Below are 18,171 nucleotides of genomic sequence, written 5' to 3' on the forward strand. Positions count from 1 at the left end.
GCTCGTCGGACAGGTCCCGGTCCCCCTCAGGGACCGGGACCTGTCCGGCTCGCGCAGCCCGACGGGATCCGCGGCCGGCGGCACCGGCCCGGCCCGGTTCACCAGCCCGTCAGGGGCGGGGTCGTCTCCGACGGCGGTTCCACCCAGGGACGGACCGTCACCGCCCACACCACGAACGCCACCGTCGCCGCCAGCAACAGCAGCCACATCGCGCGGCGGGCGAGCGTCCTGCGCCGCAGCATGCGGGCGCCGCGCCGGGTGGCGTCCGCGTACAGGTCCGGAGGCACGGGCGGGGGAGCCGCCTCCAGCATCTGCCGGACGACCGCCTCACGGCTGAGCCGGTTCATGTCCCTCTCCCGTCCCGTCCGCGTGGCCACCCCGGGGTGGGCGGCGGCGTCATGACGGCACCGCCTCGACCCCGCCCACGGCCGGGGCCGGCGGGCGGGCCGGACGCAGTACGGTCGCCATCGCGCGGTTGAAAATCGTCCGGACGCGTTCGACGGGCAGGCCGAGCAAAGCCGCCGTCCGCTCCCCGTCGACGCCCTCGTACAAGCGTATGACCAGCACCAGACGTTCCTGCGGAGTGAGCGCGGCCAGGGGGCCGGTGGGGCGGGAGCGGGAGCGTGGGCGGAGCGGTCCGACGTGTTGGTGCCAGGCGCCGTGCGCGAACCGTGCGGCCAGGTCCTGGCGGGTGTGGTCGTAGGGATCCTCGCCGTGCAGGCGGTCCCAGCAGGCGTACGTATGGGCGAGGGCCAGGGTCACCAGCCGCCGGGCGCGCGGGTTGTCGTTCCGTGCCTCCGCGGTGAGCAGGGTCGCGGTGTGCAGCAGGCGGCCGCCGGCGCCGGCGACGTATGCGGCGAACTCGCGGGCGCGGGCCGGGTCATCGGAGGTGTGCCGTGGTCGCAACCGCGCCTCCCGTCGCCCTGGGGGACGGATCCCGGCCGGGTGCGACGGGGACCCCGTTTCATATCAGGCCAGGGCGCACCCCGCGGTCAAGGGGCGCGCACGTGTGAGGGGCGGCGAATTCTTCCGCCCCCGCCGTCCCTTTCCCGTCCCCCGGGGGCGCTGCCCCCGGACCCCCGCTCCTCAAATGCCGGAGGGGCTGAAGTCAGCCCCTCCGGCATTTGAGGAGCGGGGTCTGGGGCGGAGCCCCGGTTTCGGGGCGGGAAGGGGCGGCGGGGGCGATGATCCGCGGGGCGTCAGGAGTCCGGTCGGTCCTGGGCGGACATCCGGGAGGACAACGCTCCGTTGAAGCGCGTGAGGAGCGCGCAGAACGCCTCGCGCTCCTCCGGCGCCCAGTCCTCCGTCAGCTCGGCCATCAACTGGCGCCGTGAGGAGCGCACTTCCTCCAGTCGCGACTTCCCGCGCGGAGACAACTGGAGTACGACCGCCCGCCCGTCCTCGGGGTGCGAGGTCCGCTTCACCAGGCCGGTGTCCACGAGCGGGGCCACCTGACGGGTGACCGTCGAGGAGTCGATGCCCATGCTCGCCGCAAGCGCTTTGACGCCCATCGGGCCTTCTTTGTCGAGCCGGTTGAGCAGCAGATACGCGGCGCGGTCCATCGAGTTGCGCACCTGGCCGACCCCGCCGAGCCGCGTCTGTTCGGCGCGGCGGGCGAACAGCGCCACCTCGTGCTGCAGCGTGTCGAGAAGACCCGTGTCACCGACGGCCGTCAGGTCCGTCGTCATGTCCATAGACATTTCAGGTGTTGTGGGCATGGCCGAAGGCTCACTTCGTGGAGGGCTGCTTGTTGGGGGACAGGGTACGCGGCCGGACGGGGGGCCGTACCGGCGCTGGGCAAAGCGGTGGTCCGCGGATCGGTCGCATCCGTCACGTCCGTCCGTGGACTGCGATGCTGGAGCCATGAGCCACAGCACGGCCCCCTCCCTGCGTACCGTCACCCTCGACGATGTGCGCGGTGCCCGGAAGATGCTCTCGGGCGTGGCCCGGAGCACCCCGATGGAGAGCAGCAGGTACCTGTCCCGGCGGGTGGGCACGCCGGTGCATCTGAAGTGCGAGAACCTCCAGCGGACGGGATCGTTCAAGCTGCGCGGCGCGTACGTCCGGATCGCGGGGCTGCTGCCCGAGGAGCGTGCCGCCGGTGTCGTCGCGGCGAGCGCCGGCAACCACGCGCAGGGGGTGGCGCTGGCGTCGTCGCTGCTCGGGGTGCGGTCCACGGTGTTCATGCCGAAGGGGGCCCCACTGCCGAAGATCAGCGCGACCCGGGAGTACGGCGCAGAAGTGCGCCTGCACGGCCAGGTGGTCGACGAGTCCCTGGCCGCGGCGACGGAGTACGCGCACGAGACGGGGGCGGTGTTCATCCACCCCTTCGACCACCCGGACATCATCGCGGGCCAGGGCACGGTCGGCCTGGAGATCCTGGAGCAGTGCCCGGAGGTGCGCACGATCGTCGTCGGGGTGGGCGGGGGCGGGCTGGCCGCCGGCATCGCGGTCGCGGTGAAGGCGCTGCGGCCCGATGTGCGGATCGTCGGTGTGCAGGCGGCGGGCGCGGCGGCGTATCCGCCCTCGCTGGCGGCCGGGCGTCCGGTGTCGGTGGACCACCCGGTGACGATGGCCGACGGGATCAAGGTGGGGCGGCCCGGTGACGTGCCGTTCGGGATCGTCGGTGAGCTGGTGGACGAGGTGTGCACGGTCACCGAGGACGAGCTGGCGGCCGCGCTGCTGCTCTGTCTGGAGCGGGCGAAACTGGTGGTCGAACCGGCCGGGGCGAGCCCGGTCGCGGCGTTGCTGAGCCGTCCCGGTGCCTTCGAGGGGCCGGTCGTCGCGGTGCTGTCCGGTGGCAACGTGGACCCGGTGCTGATGGAGCGGGTGCTGCGGCACGGCATGGCGGCGCAGGGCCGCTACCTGGCCGTCCGGCTGCTCCTGACGGACCGGCCGGGCGCTCTGGCCTCGCTTCTCGGGGCATTGTCAGTGGTCGACGCCAACGTCCTCGATGTGAGTCATGTACGGACCGATCCGCGGCTCGGGCTCACGGAGGCGGAGGTCGAACTGCACCTGGAGACCAAGGGTCCCGCGCACTGCGCCGAGGTCGAACAGGCGTTGCGCGAGGCGGGCTACACCGTCCTGGACTGATGCCGCGGGAGGCGTCACCTCTTTGAGCAATCCCATTGTGGGACGCGATACATCGCGTTATGGTGTGTCTCGCGTCACTGAGTGGCCGCCCGCGAGCCGCCCCCGTGCCGGGCGAAAAATCCCAGCACTCCGAAGCGCGCAAACCTAGGCTTTCCGGAAATCACGACGACGTGGAGACTCATATGCCAGGCGCCATCTATGCCGAAGGTCTGGTGAAGACCTTCGGAGACGTAAAGGCACTGGACGGCGTCGACCTCGAGGTCCCCGAGGGAACCGTCCTCGGCCTGCTCGGGCCGAACGGCGCGGGCAAGACCACCACCGTCCGCTGCCTCACCACTCTGCTGCGACCCGACAGCGGAAGAGCCGTCGTCGCGGGCCTCGACGTGCTGCGGCAACCCGACGCCGTGCGCCGTTCCATCGGCCTGTCCGGCCAGTTCGCGGCCGTAGACGAGTATCTGACCGGCCGCGAGAACCTGCAGATGGTCGGACAGCTCTACCAGATGAAGGCGAAGGCCGCGAAGGCCCGGGCCGACGAACTGCTGGAGCAGTTCCACCTCGCGGACGCGGCCGACCGTACCGCGAAGACCTACTCCGGAGGCATGCGCCGCCGGCTCGACCTCGCGGCGGCGCTGGTGGTGTCGCCGCCGGTGATGTTCATGGACGAGCCGACGACCGGCCTCGACCCGCGGAACCGCCAGCAGTTGTGGGAGGTGATCAAGCAACTCGTCTCCGGAGGGACGACGCTGCTGCTCACCACCCAGTACCTGGAGGAGGCCGACCACCTGGCGCACGACATCGCGGTCGTCGACCACGGCCGGGTCATCGCCCAGGGCACCTCGGACCAGCTCAAGGCCCGCACCGGCGGCGAGCGCGTCGAGGTCGTGGTGCACGAGCGGGAACACATCGCGGCCGCGTCCGCCCTCCTCGACAAGTACAGCCTGCGCGGCCCCGGCGAGGGCGACACCACGGTCGAGGACCACATGCGCAAGATCACCACACCGGTCTCCGGTGGAGCGAAGCTCCTCGCCGAGATCATCCGCGAGCTCGACGCCGACGGCATCGAGATCGACGACATCGGCCTGCGCCGCCCCACCCTCGACGACGTCTTCCTCTCCCTCACCGGACATGTCGCGGAAGCGAAGGACGAGGATCCGGACGGGGCGCGGGACACCAAGGCACAGCGCGGGGGGCACCGCCCTGGCAAGGAGGAGGCGTCATGAGTGCCGTCAGCGACACCGTGCGGGTCGCGGCCCCCGGCAATCCGATCGGCCAGTCGATCCGGGACTCCCTGGTCGTGGCCAAGCGCAACCTGATCCGCATGGCCCGGATCCCCGAAGTGGTTATCTTCGGACTGATCCAGCCGATCATGTTCGTGGTGCTGTTCTCCTATGTGTTCGGCGGCTCCATGGACATCGGCGGCAGCACCAGCCCGCAGGTCTACCGCGAGTTCCTGATGGCAGGCATCTTCGCCCAGACCGTCACCTTCGCCACCGCCGGAGCCGGTGCGGGCATCGCCGAGGACATGCACAAGGGGCTCATCGACCGCTTCCGCTCCCTGCCCATGGCGCGCGGCGCGGTGCTCACCGGCCGCACCCTCGCCGACCTGGTGCAGACGGCGCTCACCCTGCTCGTGCTCGCCGTGGTCGCCCTGCTGGTCGGCTGGCGCACCCACACCAGCATCGGTGAGGTGCTCGGCGCGTTCGCCCTGTTGCTTCTGACCGGGTACGCGTTCACCTGGATCGGCGCGGTCATCGGCCTGTCGGTCCGCACGCCGGAGGCGGCCACCTCCGGCGGACTGGTCTGGCTCTTCCCGGTGACCTTCGTGTCGAACGCGTTCGTGGACTCCAGCAACATGACCCCCTGGCTGCGCCACATCGCCGACTGGAACCCGTTCAGCGCCACGGTCCAGGCCTGCCGCGAGCTGTTCGGTAACCCGGGAGTCTCCACCTCGGACGCCTGGCCCATGCAGCACCCGGTGTGGGCCTCGCTGATCTACTCGGTGCTGATCATCGCGTTCTTCCGCACGCTGGCCGTCCGCAAGTACCGCTCGGCCGCGGCATGACGAAGCCCCCGGCGCCACGCAGGGGTGCCGGGGGCCCGTCAGGGACGCGCGGGACAGGTCAGCCGCTGTACGGCTCGGCCTTGATGATCCTCACCGAGGCCTTCTTGCCGTTGGGCAGCTCGTACTCGGCGTCCTCACCCACCTTGTGGCCCATCACGCCGGAGCCGAGCGGGGACTGCGGCGAGTACGTCTCCACGTCGGCGCTCGCGTACTCGCGCGAGGCGAGCAGGAAGGTCAGCGTGTCGTCCTCGTCACCGTCGAAGGCGATGGTCACGACCATGCCGGGAGCCACGGAGCCGTTGGCCGCCGGGGCCTCGCCCACCTTGGCCTTCTCGAGGAGCTGGGTGAGCTGGCGCACACGGAGCTCCTGCTTGCCCTGCTCCTCCTTGGCCGCGTGGTATCCGCCGTTCTCGCGCAGGTCGCCCTCCTCACGCGCGGCGGCGATCTTGGCGGCGATCTCCGTGCGCGCGGGACCAGTAAGGTGCGCAAGCTCGTCCTTGAGCTTGTTGTACGCCTCCTGGGTCAGCCAGGTGACGTTCTCGCTGGTCTGGGTCACAGGTGCTCCTCGTAGGTACTGGGGAAAATGCAAAACAACGCCCTACCCAGAAGGATGGTCCTCCAGGGATGGGCGAAACCACGAGCCTAACAATTCACTGCCCGCAGGGGGAGGACATAAGCCACCGTCCTTACATCAGCGCAGGTCACCGGCCGGGTATTCCCCGCCACATCACTCCGCGTGGCAGCCCAGCAGCTCGGCGCTGGTGCCCGGGGAGGTCGTGCGCAGCGTGACGACCTCGTCGATGCGTGTGGCGTCCCGGTCGAAGCGGAAATCGGCGCGGCCCACCTCGGCACCGTCCGAGGCCTGGGAACGCACCGTGCAGTAGCCGGCGACGCCGGCGTCCTTGTGCACCTCCAGGTGCACCTTCACCGAGTCGTCGGCGACCTCGAAACCGATCATCTCGGCGCTGATCTCGTTCTTCGCCACGTAGTGGTAGCCGAACCAGCCGATCAGCCCGAGCAGCAGCACCGCCAGCACGGCACCGACGGTCTTCAGGGTGCGGTCGGCACGCTCGTCCGAGGAACGGCCGTAACGGCCCTCAGGCAGCCGCGTGCTCGACGTACTCATGATCGTCTCCTCGGCAGGAAGGGACCGGTGTCCCCTGACGGTTCCCGGGAGCCGGACCCCGGAATTAATCGTCCCCCGATTCGGTCACTATAGAAGCCTGCGACTGCGCCGCCGCACACAGGGCGCGGCCCAACGACTTGAGGATTGAGTCTTGACTGACCAGCTGCGACTGATGGCCGTGCACGCCCACCCCGACGACGAGTCGAGCAAGGGTGCGGCCACCATGGCGAAGTACGTGTCCGAGGGGGTGGACGTGCTGGTGGTGACCTGCACGGGTGGGGAGCGCGGCTCCATCCTCAACCCGAAGTTGCAGGGCGACGCGTACATCGAGGAGCACATCCACGAAGTGCGCAAGAGGGAGATGGACGAGGCCCGGGAGATCCTGGGCGTGAAGCAGGAGTGGCTCGGCTTCGTCGACTCCGGCCTGCCCGAGGGCGACCCGCTGCCGCCGCTGCCGGAGGGCTGCTTCGCCCTGGAGGACGTCGACAGGGCGGCGGGCGAGCTGGTGCGCAGGATCCGTGCCTTCCGTCCTCAGGTGATCACCACCTATGACGAGAACGGTGGCTATCCGCACCCCGACCACATCATGACCCACAAGATCACGATGGTGGCGTTCGAGGGGGCCGCGGACACGGTGAAGTACCCGGAGGACGAGTTCGGTCCGGCGTACCAGCCGTTGAAGGTGTACTACAACCAGGGCTTCAACCGCCCCCGTACCGAGGCGCTGCACCGGGCGATGCTGGACCGCGGTCTGGAGTCGCCGTACGGGGACTGGCTCAAGCGCTGGAGCGAGTTCGAGCGCAAGGAGCGCACGCTGACCACGCATGTGCCGTGCGCCGACTTCTTCGAGATCCGGGACAAGGCGCTGATCGCGCACGCCACGCAGATCGATCCGGACGGGGGCTGGTTCCGGGTGCCGATGGAGCTGCAGCGGGAGGTCTGGCCGACGGAGGAGTACGAGCTCGCGAAGTCGCTCGTCGATACTTCCCTCCCCGAGGACGACCTCTTCGCGGGCATCCGGGACAATGCCTGATATGAGCGCAAGCGCAAGCCTGGCAATGATCCACCTGGTGCCTCTCGCCAAGGAACTCGACGAGGACAAGGTGACCCCTGGTGTTCTCGGGTTCATCGTGTTCGCGGTGATGGCTGTGGCGGTGTGGGGGCTGATGAAGTCCATGAACCGGCATATGGGGCGGGTGGACTTCGTAGAGCCCGAGGAGCCCCGGGGCGGGGCGGAGGATGTGGCTGTGGCCGATGGGGGTACGGCGCGGCGCTGACTGCGTCGCGGGCCGGGTGTGACGATCGGCACCCGGTACTGGTGTGGGCCGGGGGACGTAGGCGCAGCCCGGCGCCTGCGGGGTGCCGTCGCGCCCCCTCCCCCCACTCTCGGCTTCGCTCGAGCGGGGGACCCCCATCGCCCCAGCGGCACGACTGCCCGCGGCGGCGGGGTGCGGTGCCGCCGCCCCTGCGGCATGACCGCCTGCGGAGGCGGTGGGTGTGGTGTCGCCGCCCCTGCGGCGTGGCTGCCCGCGGAGGCGGTGGGGTGTGGTGGCGCCCCCCTTGCGGCGTGGCTGCCCGCGGAGGCGGTGGGGTGTGGTGGCGCCGCCCCTGCGGCGTGGCTGCCTGCGGCGTGGCTGTTTGCGGGGGCGGCGGAGTGGGGTGTGCGGGTGGTGTTGTCCGCTGCGGGGGATCGTGTTGCGCGCGGTGGACTGCGGTGGGGTGTCCCGCTCGGGGTGGAGGGCGTGGCTACGTCGTTGGGGTCAGGGGGACGCCCATGATCTCGCGGGCGTGGCGGCTGGGGACCAGGCCCAGGTGCCAGGCCTGCCAGCCGGCCTCCAGGGTGACGCCCCGCTCCAGCAGGAGCTGGTAGGCCTCCGCGCAGTCGGCCAGTTTGCCGTCGCGGGCGGGATGGGCGGCATGGATCAGCTGGGAGAGTTCTTCCTGGGCCACCGCCGTGCCGACCTCCGTGCCGCCCGGCGCCGCGTACGGCAGCAGCGTGCAGCGCAGGAAGCGGGCCCAGTCCTCGCCGCGCCGGTCGCCGTACGACACGAACAGCGTGACCGCCTCGTCGCACAGGGCGAGTGCCTGCTGCGTACGCGCGTTGCCCGCGTCCACCACCGCCAGCTCCAGGCAGGTCCACGCCTCGCCGTGTGCCACCCCGATGCGCTGGAAGTCGGCGCGCGCGTCCACCAGGAGCTGGCGGGCGAATCCGGAGTTGCGCAGTGATCCGGTCCGGGCCGCCCGCTGGTCCCGGGTCACCCGGGCCGAGTGGTGCCGGGCGCAGGCCAGCCCGTAGACGTCCCGCATCCGGGAGAACATCGTGCGGGCGCGTTCCAGTTCACGCACGGCGCGGTCCAGGTCCCCGGTCTCCTCCAGGGCCTGGCCCAGGTAGTACAGCGTCCACGCCTCGCCCCGCGCGTCCTCGTTGTCCCGGTGCCGGGTGGCGGCCCGGCGCAGGTCCTCCACTGCGGGTGACGGGTCGCCGCCGACCAGCCGGGCCCGCGCCAGTTCGGTCATCGCCCACGCCTCACCGCGGGCGTCGCGGGTGCGGCCGTACAGCTCCAGGGCCGTACGCAGCTCGGTCTCGGCGCGCGGGACGTCGCCGCTGCGCAGGTTCAGCTGCCCCAGCTGGAAGTGCGCCCACGCCTGGCCGTGCACCGACTCGCCCGCGCGGTGCAGCACCAGCGACTCGGTGAGCAGGTCCAGCGCCTCGGCCAGCCGGGCCCGGTCCCGCTCCACCGCCGCGAGCGCGTGCATCGTCCAGGCGCGGTCCGTGGCCAGCTCGGGCGGCGCCTGCAGATCCAGCGCCTCCCGCAGCTTCGCCGACGCCTCCGTCAGATTTCCCTGGTGGTGCAGCGTGATGCCGAGCGAGGTCAGCGCCCGCGCGGCGCCCGCGTCGTGGTGCGCCTCCCGGTACAGGTCCACCACGGACGTCAGCGTGGTCCGCGCCTTGTCCAGCTCGCCCAGCTGCCGTGCCGCGATACCCGTGCGCCACTGCACCGAGCGCACCAGCAGCCCTTCGTCCACGGCCTGCGCCAGCTCGTTGATCTCCCCGAGCCGGTAGAGGTCGCCGCGCAGCAGGCAGTAGTCGCACAGCGCGCCGAGAAGATTCTGTACCGCGCCCCGGTCCACGCCCTCCGCGTGCCGCAGCGCCGCCGTGATGAAGCTCGACTCGTCGTCCAGCCAGCGCAGCGCCTCGTCCAGCGAGGTGAAGCCGTACGGGCTGAAGCGGTCCGAGCGGGTCGACATGTTGCCGTCGACCAGTCGCAGTACCGAGTCGGCCAGCTCGGCGTAGTTCACGATCAGCCGCTCCTGTGCCGCCGTGCGCTCGGCCGGGTCCTCCTCGTCGAGGAGCCGGGCCAGTGCGAAGGCACGGACGAGGTCGTGCAGCCGGTAGCGGCTGTGCCGTACCCGGTCGATCAGCCCGGCGCGGTTCAGCGCGGTCAGATGCCGGGTCGCCTCGGCCTCGTCGGTGGCGAGGAGCGCCGCCGCGGCCGCGGCGCCCAGCGAGGCGCGTCCGGCCAGCGCGAGGCGCCGCAGCAGCCGCCGTTCGGTCTCCGGCTGGTCGGTGTAGCGCAGCCACAGCGCCCGCTCGACGGGATCGACGGGCCCGTACGCCGCCAGGTCGGTGGCGAGCGCGAGCGGGGAGCGCGGGCCCAGGGCCGCGCCGGCGATCCGCAGCGCCAGGGGCAGGCCCCCGCACAGGTCCCGCACCCGCTCGGTGGACTCGGCGTCGTACGGCCCCGAGGTGTCCTGCGCGGTGGCGGAGAGGAGTTCCTCCGCGCCGGCCGCGTCCAGTGGTTCCACCGGCAGCTGGTGGACGCGGGCCGGCAGGTCGTCCGGCAGTCCGAGGGGAGCCCGCGCGGTGACCAGGACCAGGCTGTCGGACCGCTCCGGGATCAGCGTGCGCACCTGCTGGGGGTCACGGACGTCGTCCAGCACGATCGTGACCGGCATCCCGGTCAGATGCTGGTGGTACAGCTCGCTCAGCCGCCTGACCTGCTGGTCCGGGGAGGACCGCTCCCGGAACAGCAGCTGCTCGCGTGGCGCGCCGAGCCGGTTCAGCAGGTGCAGCAGCGCGTCCCGGGTGGACAGCGGGGGTTCACCCGGGCTGTCGCCGCGCAGATCGACGACACACGCGCCACGGAAGTGGTCCCTCAGTTCGTGCGTGGCGCGCACCGCCAGGGTCGTACGGCCGCTGCCGGAGGCCCCGTGCAGCACGACCACCGTCGGCTGTGTCTCGGTACTCGCGCGGGCTGCCTGGACCCACTGCCGGATCCGTGCCATCTCCTGCCGCCGACCCGCGAACGGCCCGTACGGCTCGGGGAGTTGTCCGAACGACTGCCCCAGCACACTGCGGCCGCGGGCCGCCGCGCTCTTGTCCGCGCCGCGCAGCCGGGGCCCCGCCTTCTTCGGCCCGGTGGACGCGGTGAGCACCCGCTGCTGGTCCAGGAATGGCCGGATCCCGCGTACCTCCAGTGCCGTCAGCCACTGCAGCCGCAGTTGTTCCGGCCCGCCCGGCTGGCTCACCGCACCGGCCCGGTGGTGGGCGGCGGGCATATGGGTGCCGGCCACCTTCACCACGGTCGCCGCCGCGCCGACGACCCCGACGGTCACACCCGCGCCCAGCGCGGTGCCGGTGCCGGTGCCGAGCGCCATGTCGGCGACCGCGGCGGCGACCCCGGCCACCCCGGCCACCAGGAGCGGAGTGCCGGCCCCCTCGCGGGCGTAGCGCTGCCGGAAGGTGAGCTGTCCGGCCTCCGTCTCGTCCAGGGCGCGCGTGTAGGCCGCGTACTCCTCGGCGGCGGCCTGCGCCATCGTGTCCAGTGCCCCGCGCGCCCGTGTCAGCAGCACCTTGCCGTCGGTGCGTCCGCCCGACCGGCGCACCTCTTCCTCCACTGCCCGCGCCAACAGCCGCTCGGCATCCGCCCGCTGACTGTCCCGCATGTGATGTCCCCCTCCGGCGGCGTCGGCCGGTCCCGGCCGCGTTCCTTGGTCACAAGTGTGTCGTGCGGGGGCCGCCGTGGGGAGGGGGCCGGATCTCCCGGCTGTGTGCTGCCGGGCTCGGGGACGGGTACTGCGGCAGGATGGACACCATGCCGAACCGAGTGGCCCATCCCGCCTTTTCGGAGGGAATCCCCGCCTTCAGGCGGGGAGGGAATCCGATCCTGGGCCCTGCGGCGCGGAGCGCCGCAGCATCGCTCCGGAATGCTCTACGACGACAGCCGTGCTCAGTCCGGCCGCTTCTGGCTCTCGATGTAGTCCTTGACCACCTGGAGCGGCGCTCCACCGCATGAGCCGGCGAAGTAGGAGCCGGACCAGAACCGGCCGTGCGTGATCGCCCGGTTCACCCGGCCGGTGAACTCCTGCCGCAACCGGCGCGATGACACGCCCTTGAGGCTGTTGACGAGGTTAGACAGGGCAACCTTCGGCGGGTAGTGCACCAGCAGGTGAACGTGGTCCTCTTCGCCGTTGAACTCGATCAGGTCGGCCTCGAAGTCCTCGCACACCTTCCGCATGATCTCTTCGCAGCGCGTCAGCATGGCGTCGTTGAAGACGGTCCGCCGGTACCTGGTGACAAACACCAAATGTGCGTGCAGGTGGTGGACGACGTGGCGGCCACGCCTTACATCAGGATTTGGTTCCCAGCGTGGTGACATGAACCAATGATAGATTCGATGCCGACCCGGACCGGAGGGGGGTGGGCTGGATGATCCGTGCGTACAAGTTCCTTCTGCGGCCCACCGTCCGTCAGGACCAGGCCCTTGGCGAGATGCTGGCCGATCACCGCTCGCTCTACAACGGCGCGTTGCAGGAACGACGCGACGCCTACCGGCACGTGTCGAAGACGAGCGTCAAGTACGGCATGCAGTCCGCGCAGCTCAAGGAGATCCGGGCCTTCGACCCGGAACGTCAGGGCCGCTGGTCCTTCTCCAGCCAGCAGGCGACGCTCAGGCGTCTGGACAAGGCGTTCGCCGCGTTCTTCCGCCGTGTCAAGGCCGGCGAGACGCCCGGATACCCGCGGTTCAGGGGCGTGAACTGGTTCGACACGGTGGACTTCCCCAAGGACGGGGACGGCTGCCGCTGGGACAGTACGCCGCACGACCCGGTCACCCGCGTCCGGTTCCAGGGCGTCGGGCATGTCAAGGTCAACCAGCACCGGCCGGTGACCGGCAAGGTCAAGACCGTCAGCGTCAAGCGCGAGGGCCGTAAGTGGTTCGTCGTGCTGACAGTGGAGCAGGCACAGCCCGAGCCGCTGCCCGCGACCGGATCCGCGGCCGGGATCGACCTGGGCATCGCCAACTTCCTCGCCGACTCGAACGGCAACTTCGTTCCCAACCCGCGGCACGGGCGGAAGGCTTCCGCGAAACTCGAAGCCGCGCAGCAAGCCCTGTCCCGGTTCCCGCACTGCAAGGCCAAGGACCGCACCGCGAACCACCAGCGGGCTGTGGAGAAGGTCGCCGCGCTGCACGGCAAAGTCCGCCGTCAGCGGCTCGATCACGCGCACAAGACCGCCCTCGGCCTGGTTCGTGAGCATGACTTCATCGCGCACGAAGACCTGAAGATCCGCAACATGAGCAAGGCCCCGGCGCCCAAGCCCGACCCTGAGAACGGGGGGGTCTTCCTGCCCAACGGGTCCGCTGCCAAGGCCGGGCTCAACCGCTCGATCAACGATGCCGGATGGGGGGTGTTCCTGACGATCCTGCACGCCAAGGCTGAAAGCGCCGGACGGGAAGTGATCGCCGTGGACCCCCGCAACACCTTCCGGCGGTGCCCCGAATGCGGGCACACCGCCAAGGAGAACCGGCTCACACAGGAGAAGTTCCACTGCGTCTCGTGCGGCCACAGCGCGCACGCGGACACGGTGGGCGCCCTGAACGTTCTACGGGCCGGGCTGGTCCGTCGCGAAGCTCAACCCGCTTAGCGAGAAGCCACCCCGTTTACGGGGTGGAGGAGTCACGAGACGTCCCCGTACCTGCTGCAGCACGCCGACAACCCGGTCGACTGGTGGCCGTGGTCCCCGGAGGCGTTCGAGGAGGCGCGGCGGAGGCAGGTGCCGGTGCTGCTGAGCGTCGGCTATTCGAGCTGCCACTGGTGCCAGTGCATGTGAACAACCAGGTAGTTCTGACCTGGGGCGTTTCCAAGGAGTAGCCGGTGTGGACACGTTCGGTGAGCGGCTAGCCCGAGTTGGACGCCTGCTGACTCTACGGCGGAGTTCGACTCGCGCCCCGCGGCCGGGGGTGCCGTACGCGTTCCTGCCGAGGCCCGTGGTGCTACCGCTCCGTACGGCGTAGGAACTGCAAGCCCAGTACGGCCAGGGCGAGCGTCTGTCCGAGAGACGCGAGCAGGAGCAGGGGCTGAACGACGGGAGAGCACCAGAACGCGGTCGTGCAGACCATGGGCAGGACCAGGTACGTGAACAGGTCCACTGCGCTCTGAAGCCGCTTGCGCATGGTGTGGCCCGCGACGTCGCGGTGGTAGACCTCCCAGCCGAACACCGCGCCGTCGGCGGAGGTGAGCTCCCCCAGGCGGGGTCCCAGCCGGTCGCGGACGTAGTCGCCGATCGCCGAGATCTTCTCGTCGTTGGCCAGGTAGGTCCAGCCCAGGATCAGACAGATCGCCGGAACGAAGAGCAGCAGCCGGGACTGTCCGCTCTGGGCGGTGATTGCCACGACCGCGGTGGCTGCGGCGAGCGTGAAGTAGAGCAGGTTGTCGCGAAACCCTATGCGGGTCTTCTGTTCCTCCTTGAGACGGTCGTACTCGGCAAGCAGGACCTTGCTCTCAGTGACGTCGTCCGTGCAGGTCACAGGTGCTCCTCGGCTCGAGTTCAGGATCAGCCGGCGGTCTGGAAGGGCGCCAGGCTGTCGGGGCCGTGCCGTTCGATCCAGCTCTTCCCGTCCGCCGCTATCCCCTCCAGGAGGCGGAAGGTGTGGGTGGAGCCGGCCGCGCTGAGGCTGATCTCGGAGATTTCCTGGGGATTCTCGGTCGGCGCCAGCTGACGGGCTTCGGCGTCCTTGACGCGGATCTTCCTGGCTGGTCCGTTGGCGAGGAGAAGCTCCAGGTCGTAGCCGACGTCGGCGTTCTCCGTCACTTGCACGGAGGTCAGGGCGTCGAACCGGTAGTTGTTCCGCTGCTCGTTCCTGCGCGTCGCGTCGGAGAAGTCGAACTCGGAGCTGATCTCGCGGATGCCGTCCTGGGTGAACAGGAACAGTCGGAAGACGTAGTGCGAGTACCGCCATGGGCCGCCGCGGACCCGGCCCCGTTTGTAGGAGGGAGCCGGGGCCACCAGGATGGTGTGAGTGATCAGGTCGCGCCAGGTGAGCCGGTGGTGTTGGAGCGCCTCGTCGACGAACGACGTCTTGTCGCAGGCGAGCCAAGTCTCCATCTCCTGTTCGCTGGGCCGCTTGTCGTCCAGGAAGGACTGCCAGCGCTGGTAGGCGCTCTGCCGTGCGGCCAGTTGTTCCAGGTACTCCCGATTCTCCCGATCCAGTCGGTGCTCCTCACGCCGGACCTCCAGCCAACGGGAAGCGGCTGCGTGCCCGGACCAGGCCGCACCGAGCACGGCCAGGAACGCCCACAGAACCTGCTGCTGGGCGGCATCGGTGACCGCCGTGGCGAACGCGGCCAGAGCCGCCGTGCCGAGAACGGCGAGGGCTGCCACGGTCAGGGCCTTCGTCCTGCCCGGAGTCGGGTCCTGGTGGTGCTGATCGAACAGGGTGCCGCTGTTGTAGCGATTCCGGGCATCCTCGGCGAGGTACCGGATCAGCCATTCGACCCGCTCCACACCGATCCGGCTCTCCCGGTAGAGATCCGCGATCTCGGCGGCGAGGCCGCTGCGGATCTGATCCGTGTGGGCGAGCCAGGCGTCCGAGGTGAACCCGTGGGGCCTGCGCCTGCTGAAGTAGTGATCGAACGAATGGCGGACGCGCTTGGTGAACCTACCCTCGGCGGAGTCCGGGCCGGAGTCGGGTCCGGAGTCCGGGCCGGGTACGGAGTCGGAGGCAGGATTGCGTGGGTGGGGGACGCGCGCCCCGGCCGTGAGGCCCGGCCCGGGCCACCGGCCCCACCACCGGACGCCGAAGCGGGCCGCGGTCAGGCCCGCGCCGAGTGCCACCGGTAACTCGACGATCGCCTGGGCCGGATCCGTGATCAGTGCCAGGGCCCAGAGGAGCCCACTGCTCACGACGAACAGGATCGCGCGGAGGGGGAGGGCCGCCTTGGCGGCGGCAGCGGTGCTCGGGCGGGGCGGAACGGCCCGTGCCCCGATGGGGGTGGGTGCGAAGTAGGTCCAGACACGCTGGCCCCGGTCGTTGGCGAAGCGTTCTGCCTTGGCCCGTTCAAGGGTTTCCGCCCACAGGTAGTCCTTCAGGCCTCCGGTGAGCATGAGGTCGAGGTGGCGGAGGATCGCGTCGTGCTGGCGGTGCGGCAGGTCCTGCAACTGCTTCAGCACGGGTCCGGTCTCGCTGCCAGCCGTGCTGAGCGCCGCCAACAGGTCGAAGGTCACGCGTAGGGCTTCCGTCCACTCGTCCTCGGCGTAGTCCTGCACGCGCCCGGCCGTGTAGCGCAGCCGCTGAACCTCTTCGTCGCTCAGGTCGTGGTGGGTACGTGCGCTGAGCATGGCCAGCACCCAATGGAAGCGCACCTCCGTGCCGTCGTGGCCGTGGGCGATCGCATCAGTGATCATTTCCCGGGCGCGACTGGGAACGCCGTCCTCCAGGAGTCGCACGCCGACCCGGTACTTCTCCTGCGGCGAGGCGTCCGGGTGGACGATGTAGACGTGGGAGTCGTGGACGGTCTCGGCCTGAATCCCCACGGTGGAGTATGCGGCCGAGTTGTACGAATCCGGGCTGTACGCGGCACTGTCGTCGCGGCTCATGCCAGGCCACCGGCCGCAGCGACCAGGGGTGCCAACGCGGCTACCAGCGCGGGGCATTCCGCGACCAGTCCACGCAGCCTCTTGAGCGCAAGGACGGTCTGCTTCGACGACCCAGGGGCACGCTCTCCGGCCGACCGGAGGGAGGATTCCAGATCGGTCAGGGCCGCCTGGTAACTGTCCTCGTCGAGCACGCCCTCGGCGCGGTGCCACCTCAGCTGGTCGCGGAACCCGTTCAGCTCCGTGACTAGGTCCGTCGGACCGGATGCCTTCGGGGCCGTGCCCATGTGGACACTGCTGCCCGTGACCGAGCTGGCCATGATGCCGACGGTGCTGTTGTGAGCGGTGTTGATGACCCCCCGGTCTGATCGCTCGACCGAACGGTCCCTGTCGTCCTGGGCCATTGCGGACTGCATGGCGGACTCCCCCTGCTCGTTCACCAGTTCCACTGCCAGGCGGACGGCGAAAGCCGCCGCGTTCGCCGCGGCCCGAGGCTGCCAGTTGCGGTCGTCCGAACTGTTCTTCGTGCCGTCCGCTCGGTCGCTTATTCCCCGGACGATGGCCACGGGAGCTCCGCTGAGATGGCCGGCCTGGGCCACACCGGCGGCCTCCATCTCGATGGCGAGCGCATCGTTGTAGTGCTGCCGGATCCACTTCGCCTCGGCCGAGATCCTCGAGTTCTGGACGATCTCGCCGGCGGCGACAGCCCCGAAACGCACCTGCGGTCGGTCCTCGTGACCAGGCGGGGGATCCGCCCACTCGTCCAGACGGGCCAGGTGCGAGGCGAGCTGGCTGATGCCGTGCGGCGCTTCCCACACCCGAGGGCGGGCTTTGAGTCCATCGTCCTCGCTGGTGCCGCCGTGGTAGGCGTACACATGCGACGCCACCACCACGTCACCCAGCCTCGTGGCATCCCACAGGGCGCCGGCGACCCCGACGAACAGCACGGCCACGGGCGAGAACTCCTGGATCGCGCGTTCCGCGATCACCGCGGAGGACTGGTTTCCCTTGCTCGTCAGTCCGAGCGCGACACGGCACGACGTGCCCTTCACGACGCCCACTTCGAACCGGGTACCACTTTTGTGGAGATGTAATCGAAGATCCACCAGCCTCTCGCGCACGGACTGATACTCAAGATTGAGGGCGGTGAGAATCACCACCAGGTCTTTCGACATCTACTCCTCTTCCCCTGTCGTGTGGGGTCGGATCAGCGGCGGGAACAACACGGTGTTCGGCCCGGCCCGGTACAGCCGCGCGGGCCGCCCCCCTGTGGCCTTGCGGTCCGCGCCGGTGGGAACGATGAATCCCTTCGCGGCCTGGACCTTCCGATAGAAGTTGCGGGTGTCGAGCGGAGTGCCCCAGACGGCCTCGTACACCTGCTGGAGCTCCGCGATGGTGAAGCTCTCTCCGCAGAAAGCGGTGGCCAGCGCCGAGAACTCGATCTTGGCGCGCGCGCGTTCGATCCCGTCTTCGGCTATGCGACGGTGGTCGAACGCGAGAGCGGTCTCGCCGGACAGGACGGCGTCCGCGGGAATCCATGCGGCCTCGGTGGCATCCGTCCCCGCGACGGGATCAGGCAGCCCCGGTGCGATCGCCAGGTGAGCTACGGAGACGACTCGTCCCCGCGGGTCGCGGCCCGGACTTCCGTACACGGCCAGTTGCTCAAGGTGCACCCAGCCGGAGGTCAGTGCCGTTTCCTCGCTCAGCTCGCGGTGGGCGGCGTCGAGGATCTCCTCGTCATCGTGGTTCAGAAATCCTCCCGGCAGCGCGAGGGCGCCCTGGAAGGGTTCTTCGCCCCGTTCCACCAAGAGCACGTGCAGACGACTCTCCCGCAGCGTCAGGATCACGAGATCGACTGTCAGTAGGACGGGAGGTGGTGACCATGCGTCATCTGGCATGTTTTGCAAGGTACTTCAGATACTGTCACTTGCACAAGAAGTCGGACGGCGTGATCGACGCACCACTCGTCCCCAAGGGCCCTGGCGTGGCTGAATGGCCCGCGGTCCAGCCGGCGGT

At 70.1% G+C, this 18,171-nt stretch carries 17 protein-coding genes and 1 pseudogene; 7 read left to right on the top strand and 11 right to left on the bottom strand.

The annotated features are described in order from the left end of the window. Window positions 1–98: 98 nt before the first annotated feature. The 3 genes from ACIF9R_RS02265 to ACIF9R_RS02275 form a co-directional block, all read right to left on the bottom strand. Complete coding sequence (locus ACIF9R_RS02265; RefSeq protein WP_399973115.1) at window positions 99–347, bottom strand: hypothetical protein; 249 nt, start codon at window positions 345–347, stop codon at window positions 99–101. A 49-nt stretch (window positions 348–396) separates the two neighbouring features. Further along, window positions 397–906, bottom strand: coding sequence for a sigma factor-like helix-turn-helix DNA-binding protein (locus ACIF9R_RS02270; RefSeq protein ID WP_399973118.1), 510 nt, complete (start codon window positions 904–906; stop codon window positions 397–399). 293 nt (window positions 907–1,199) lie between these two features. Next, entirely contained in the window at window positions 1,200–1,688 is a 489-nt protein-coding gene (locus ACIF9R_RS02275; protein WP_399973121.1) for a MarR family winged helix-turn-helix transcriptional regulator, read from the bottom strand. A 175-nt stretch (window positions 1,689–1,863) separates the two neighbouring features. Here ACIF9R_RS02275 and ilvA point away from each other — a divergent pair, with 175 nt between their 5' ends. The 3 genes from ilvA (at window position 1,864) to ACIF9R_RS02290 (ending at window position 5,155) form a co-directional block, all read left to right on the top strand. After that, window positions 1,864–3,093: a threonine ammonia-lyase gene (ilvA, locus tag ACIF9R_RS02280; protein WP_399973124.1), complete on the top strand. Its 1,230-nt coding sequence runs from the start codon at window positions 1,864–1,866 to the stop codon at window positions 3,091–3,093. 182 nt (window positions 3,094–3,275) lie between these two features. Further along, the gene (locus ACIF9R_RS02285) at window positions 3,276–4,313 is read left to right on the top strand and encodes an ATP-binding cassette domain-containing protein (protein WP_399973127.1); all 1,038 of its coding nucleotides are present in this window, start codon (window positions 3,276–3,278) and stop codon (window positions 4,311–4,313) included. Next, the gene (locus ACIF9R_RS02290) at window positions 4,310–5,155 is read left to right on the top strand and encodes an ABC transporter permease (RefSeq protein WP_399973129.1); all 846 of its coding nucleotides are present in this window, start codon (window positions 4,310–4,312) and stop codon (window positions 5,153–5,155) included. Before ACIF9R_RS02285 ends, ACIF9R_RS02290 begins: the two co-directional genes overlap by 4 nt. A gap of 58 nt (window positions 5,156–5,213) precedes the next feature. Here ACIF9R_RS02290 and greA read toward each other — a convergent pair whose 3' ends face one another. Beyond that, window positions 5,214–5,711, bottom strand: coding sequence for a transcription elongation factor GreA (gene greA / locus ACIF9R_RS02295; RefSeq protein ID WP_399973132.1), 498 nt, complete (start codon window positions 5,709–5,711; stop codon window positions 5,214–5,216). A 171-nt stretch (window positions 5,712–5,882) separates the two neighbouring features. After that, on the bottom strand, window positions 5,883–6,281 hold the full coding sequence (locus tag ACIF9R_RS02300; protein WP_399973135.1) for a DUF4307 domain-containing protein: 399 nt from the start codon (window positions 6,279–6,281) through the stop codon (window positions 5,883–5,885). 151 nt (window positions 6,282–6,432) lie between these two features. Here ACIF9R_RS02300 and mca point away from each other — a divergent pair, with 151 nt between their 5' ends. Beyond that, window positions 6,433–7,314, top strand: a complete 882-nt coding sequence (mca, locus tag ACIF9R_RS02305) for a mycothiol conjugate amidase Mca (RefSeq protein WP_399973137.1) — start codon at window positions 6,433–6,435, stop codon at window positions 7,312–7,314. Next, window positions 7,307–7,558, top strand: a complete 252-nt coding sequence (locus ACIF9R_RS02310) for a hypothetical protein (RefSeq protein WP_399973139.1) — start codon at window positions 7,307–7,309, stop codon at window positions 7,556–7,558. The genes mca and ACIF9R_RS02310 overlap by 8 nt, the downstream gene beginning before the upstream one ends. 469 nt (window positions 7,559–8,027) lie before the next feature. Here the strand turns inward: ACIF9R_RS02310 and ACIF9R_RS02315 are convergent, their stop codons facing one another. Then, a complete protein-coding gene (locus ACIF9R_RS02315; protein WP_399973142.1) occupies window positions 8,028–11,228 on the bottom strand; it encodes a tetratricopeptide repeat protein in 3,201 nt (1,066 codons plus the stop codon). A 284-nt stretch (window positions 11,229–11,512) separates the two neighbouring features. Next, entirely contained in the window at window positions 11,513–11,941 is a 429-nt protein-coding gene (tnpA, locus tag ACIF9R_RS02320; RefSeq protein ID WP_399973145.1) for an IS200/IS605 family transposase, read from the bottom strand. A 50-nt stretch (window positions 11,942–11,991) separates the two neighbouring features. On the opposite strand from tnpA, the gene ACIF9R_RS02325 reads away from it, so the two are divergent. Together ACIF9R_RS02325 and ACIF9R_RS02330 are read left to right on the top strand one after the other, a co-directional pair. Further along, window positions 11,992–13,206, top strand: a complete 1,215-nt coding sequence (locus tag ACIF9R_RS02325) for an RNA-guided endonuclease InsQ/TnpB family protein (protein ID WP_399973147.1) — start codon at window positions 11,992–11,994, stop codon at window positions 13,204–13,206. Window positions 13,207–13,236: 30 nt separating this feature from the next. After that, window positions 13,237–13,389: pseudogene (locus ACIF9R_RS02330) on the top strand (DUF255 domain-containing protein); the annotation flags it as partial. Between the two features lie 166 nt (window positions 13,390–13,555). Here ACIF9R_RS02330 and ACIF9R_RS02335 read toward each other — a convergent pair. From ACIF9R_RS02335 to ACIF9R_RS02350, 4 genes are read right to left on the bottom strand one after another with little or no spacing between them, the layout of a single operon-like run. Beyond that, window positions 13,556–14,089, bottom strand: coding sequence for a hypothetical protein (locus ACIF9R_RS02335; RefSeq protein WP_386396445.1), 534 nt, complete (start codon window positions 14,087–14,089; stop codon window positions 13,556–13,558). A gap of 26 nt (window positions 14,090–14,115) precedes the next feature. Then, the gene (locus ACIF9R_RS02340; RefSeq protein ID WP_399973149.1) at window positions 14,116–16,158 is read right to left on the bottom strand and encodes a hypothetical protein; all 2,043 of its coding nucleotides are present in this window, start codon (window positions 16,156–16,158) and stop codon (window positions 14,116–14,118) included. Then, a complete protein-coding gene (locus ACIF9R_RS02345; protein WP_399973151.1) occupies window positions 16,155–17,330 on the bottom strand; it encodes a purine phosphorylase in 1,176 nt (391 codons plus the stop codon). The genes ACIF9R_RS02340 and ACIF9R_RS02345 overlap by 4 nt, the downstream gene beginning before the upstream one ends. Next, a complete protein-coding gene (locus ACIF9R_RS02350; RefSeq protein WP_386396439.1) occupies window positions 17,331–18,053 on the bottom strand; it encodes an NrtR DNA-binding winged helix domain-containing protein in 723 nt (240 codons plus the stop codon). Window positions 18,054–18,171: the final 118 nt, after the last annotated feature.

Origin of the sequence: Streptomyces sp. NPDC086080, from assembly GCF_044540255.1 — a bacterium.
GTDB lineage: Bacteria > Actinomycetota > Actinomycetes > Streptomycetales > Streptomycetaceae > Streptomyces.

Excerpts from the sequence above, each read along its gene's own strand:
- ACIF9R_RS02300 (WP_399973135.1), bottom strand. The coding sequence starts at position 6,281 with ATGAGTACGTCGAGCACGCGGCTGCCTGAGGGCCGTTACGGCCGTTCC.
- ACIF9R_RS02275 (WP_399973121.1), bottom strand. The coding sequence starts at position 1,688 with ATGACGACGGACCTGACGGCCGTCGGTGACACGGGTCTTCTCGACACG.
- ACIF9R_RS02325 (WP_399973147.1), top strand. The coding sequence starts at position 11,992 with ATGATCCGTGCGTACAAGTTCCTTCTGCGGCCCACCGTCCGTCAGGAC.
- ACIF9R_RS02350 (WP_386396439.1), bottom strand. The coding sequence starts at position 18,053 with ATGCCAGATGACGCATGGTCACCACCTCCCGTCCTACTGACAGTCGAT.
- ACIF9R_RS02345 (WP_399973151.1), bottom strand. The coding sequence starts at position 17,330 with ATGTCGAAAGACCTGGTGGTGATTCTCACCGCCCTCAATCTTGAGTAT.
- ACIF9R_RS02285 (WP_399973127.1), top strand. The coding sequence starts at position 3,276 with ATGCCAGGCGCCATCTATGCCGAAGGTCTGGTGAAGACCTTCGGAGAC.
- ACIF9R_RS02290 (WP_399973129.1), top strand. The coding sequence starts at position 4,310 with ATGAGTGCCGTCAGCGACACCGTGCGGGTCGCGGCCCCCGGCAATCCG.
- ACIF9R_RS02310 (WP_399973139.1), top strand. The coding sequence starts at position 7,307 with ATGCCTGATATGAGCGCAAGCGCAAGCCTGGCAATGATCCACCTGGTG.
- ilvA (WP_399973124.1), top strand. The coding sequence starts at position 1,864 with ATGAGCCACAGCACGGCCCCCTCCCTGCGTACCGTCACCCTCGACGAT.
- ACIF9R_RS02340 (WP_399973149.1), bottom strand. The coding sequence starts at position 16,158 with ATGAGCCGCGACGACAGTGCCGCGTACAGCCCGGATTCGTACAACTCG.
- ACIF9R_RS02315 (WP_399973142.1), bottom strand. The coding sequence starts at position 11,228 with ATGCGGGACAGTCAGCGGGCGGATGCCGAGCGGCTGTTGGCGCGGGCA.
- tnpA (WP_399973145.1), bottom strand. The coding sequence starts at position 11,941 with ATGTCACCACGCTGGGAACCAAATCCTGATGTAAGGCGTGGCCGCCAC.
- ACIF9R_RS02265 (WP_399973115.1), bottom strand. The coding sequence starts at position 347 with ATGAACCGGCTCAGCCGTGAGGCGGTCGTCCGGCAGATGCTGGAGGCG.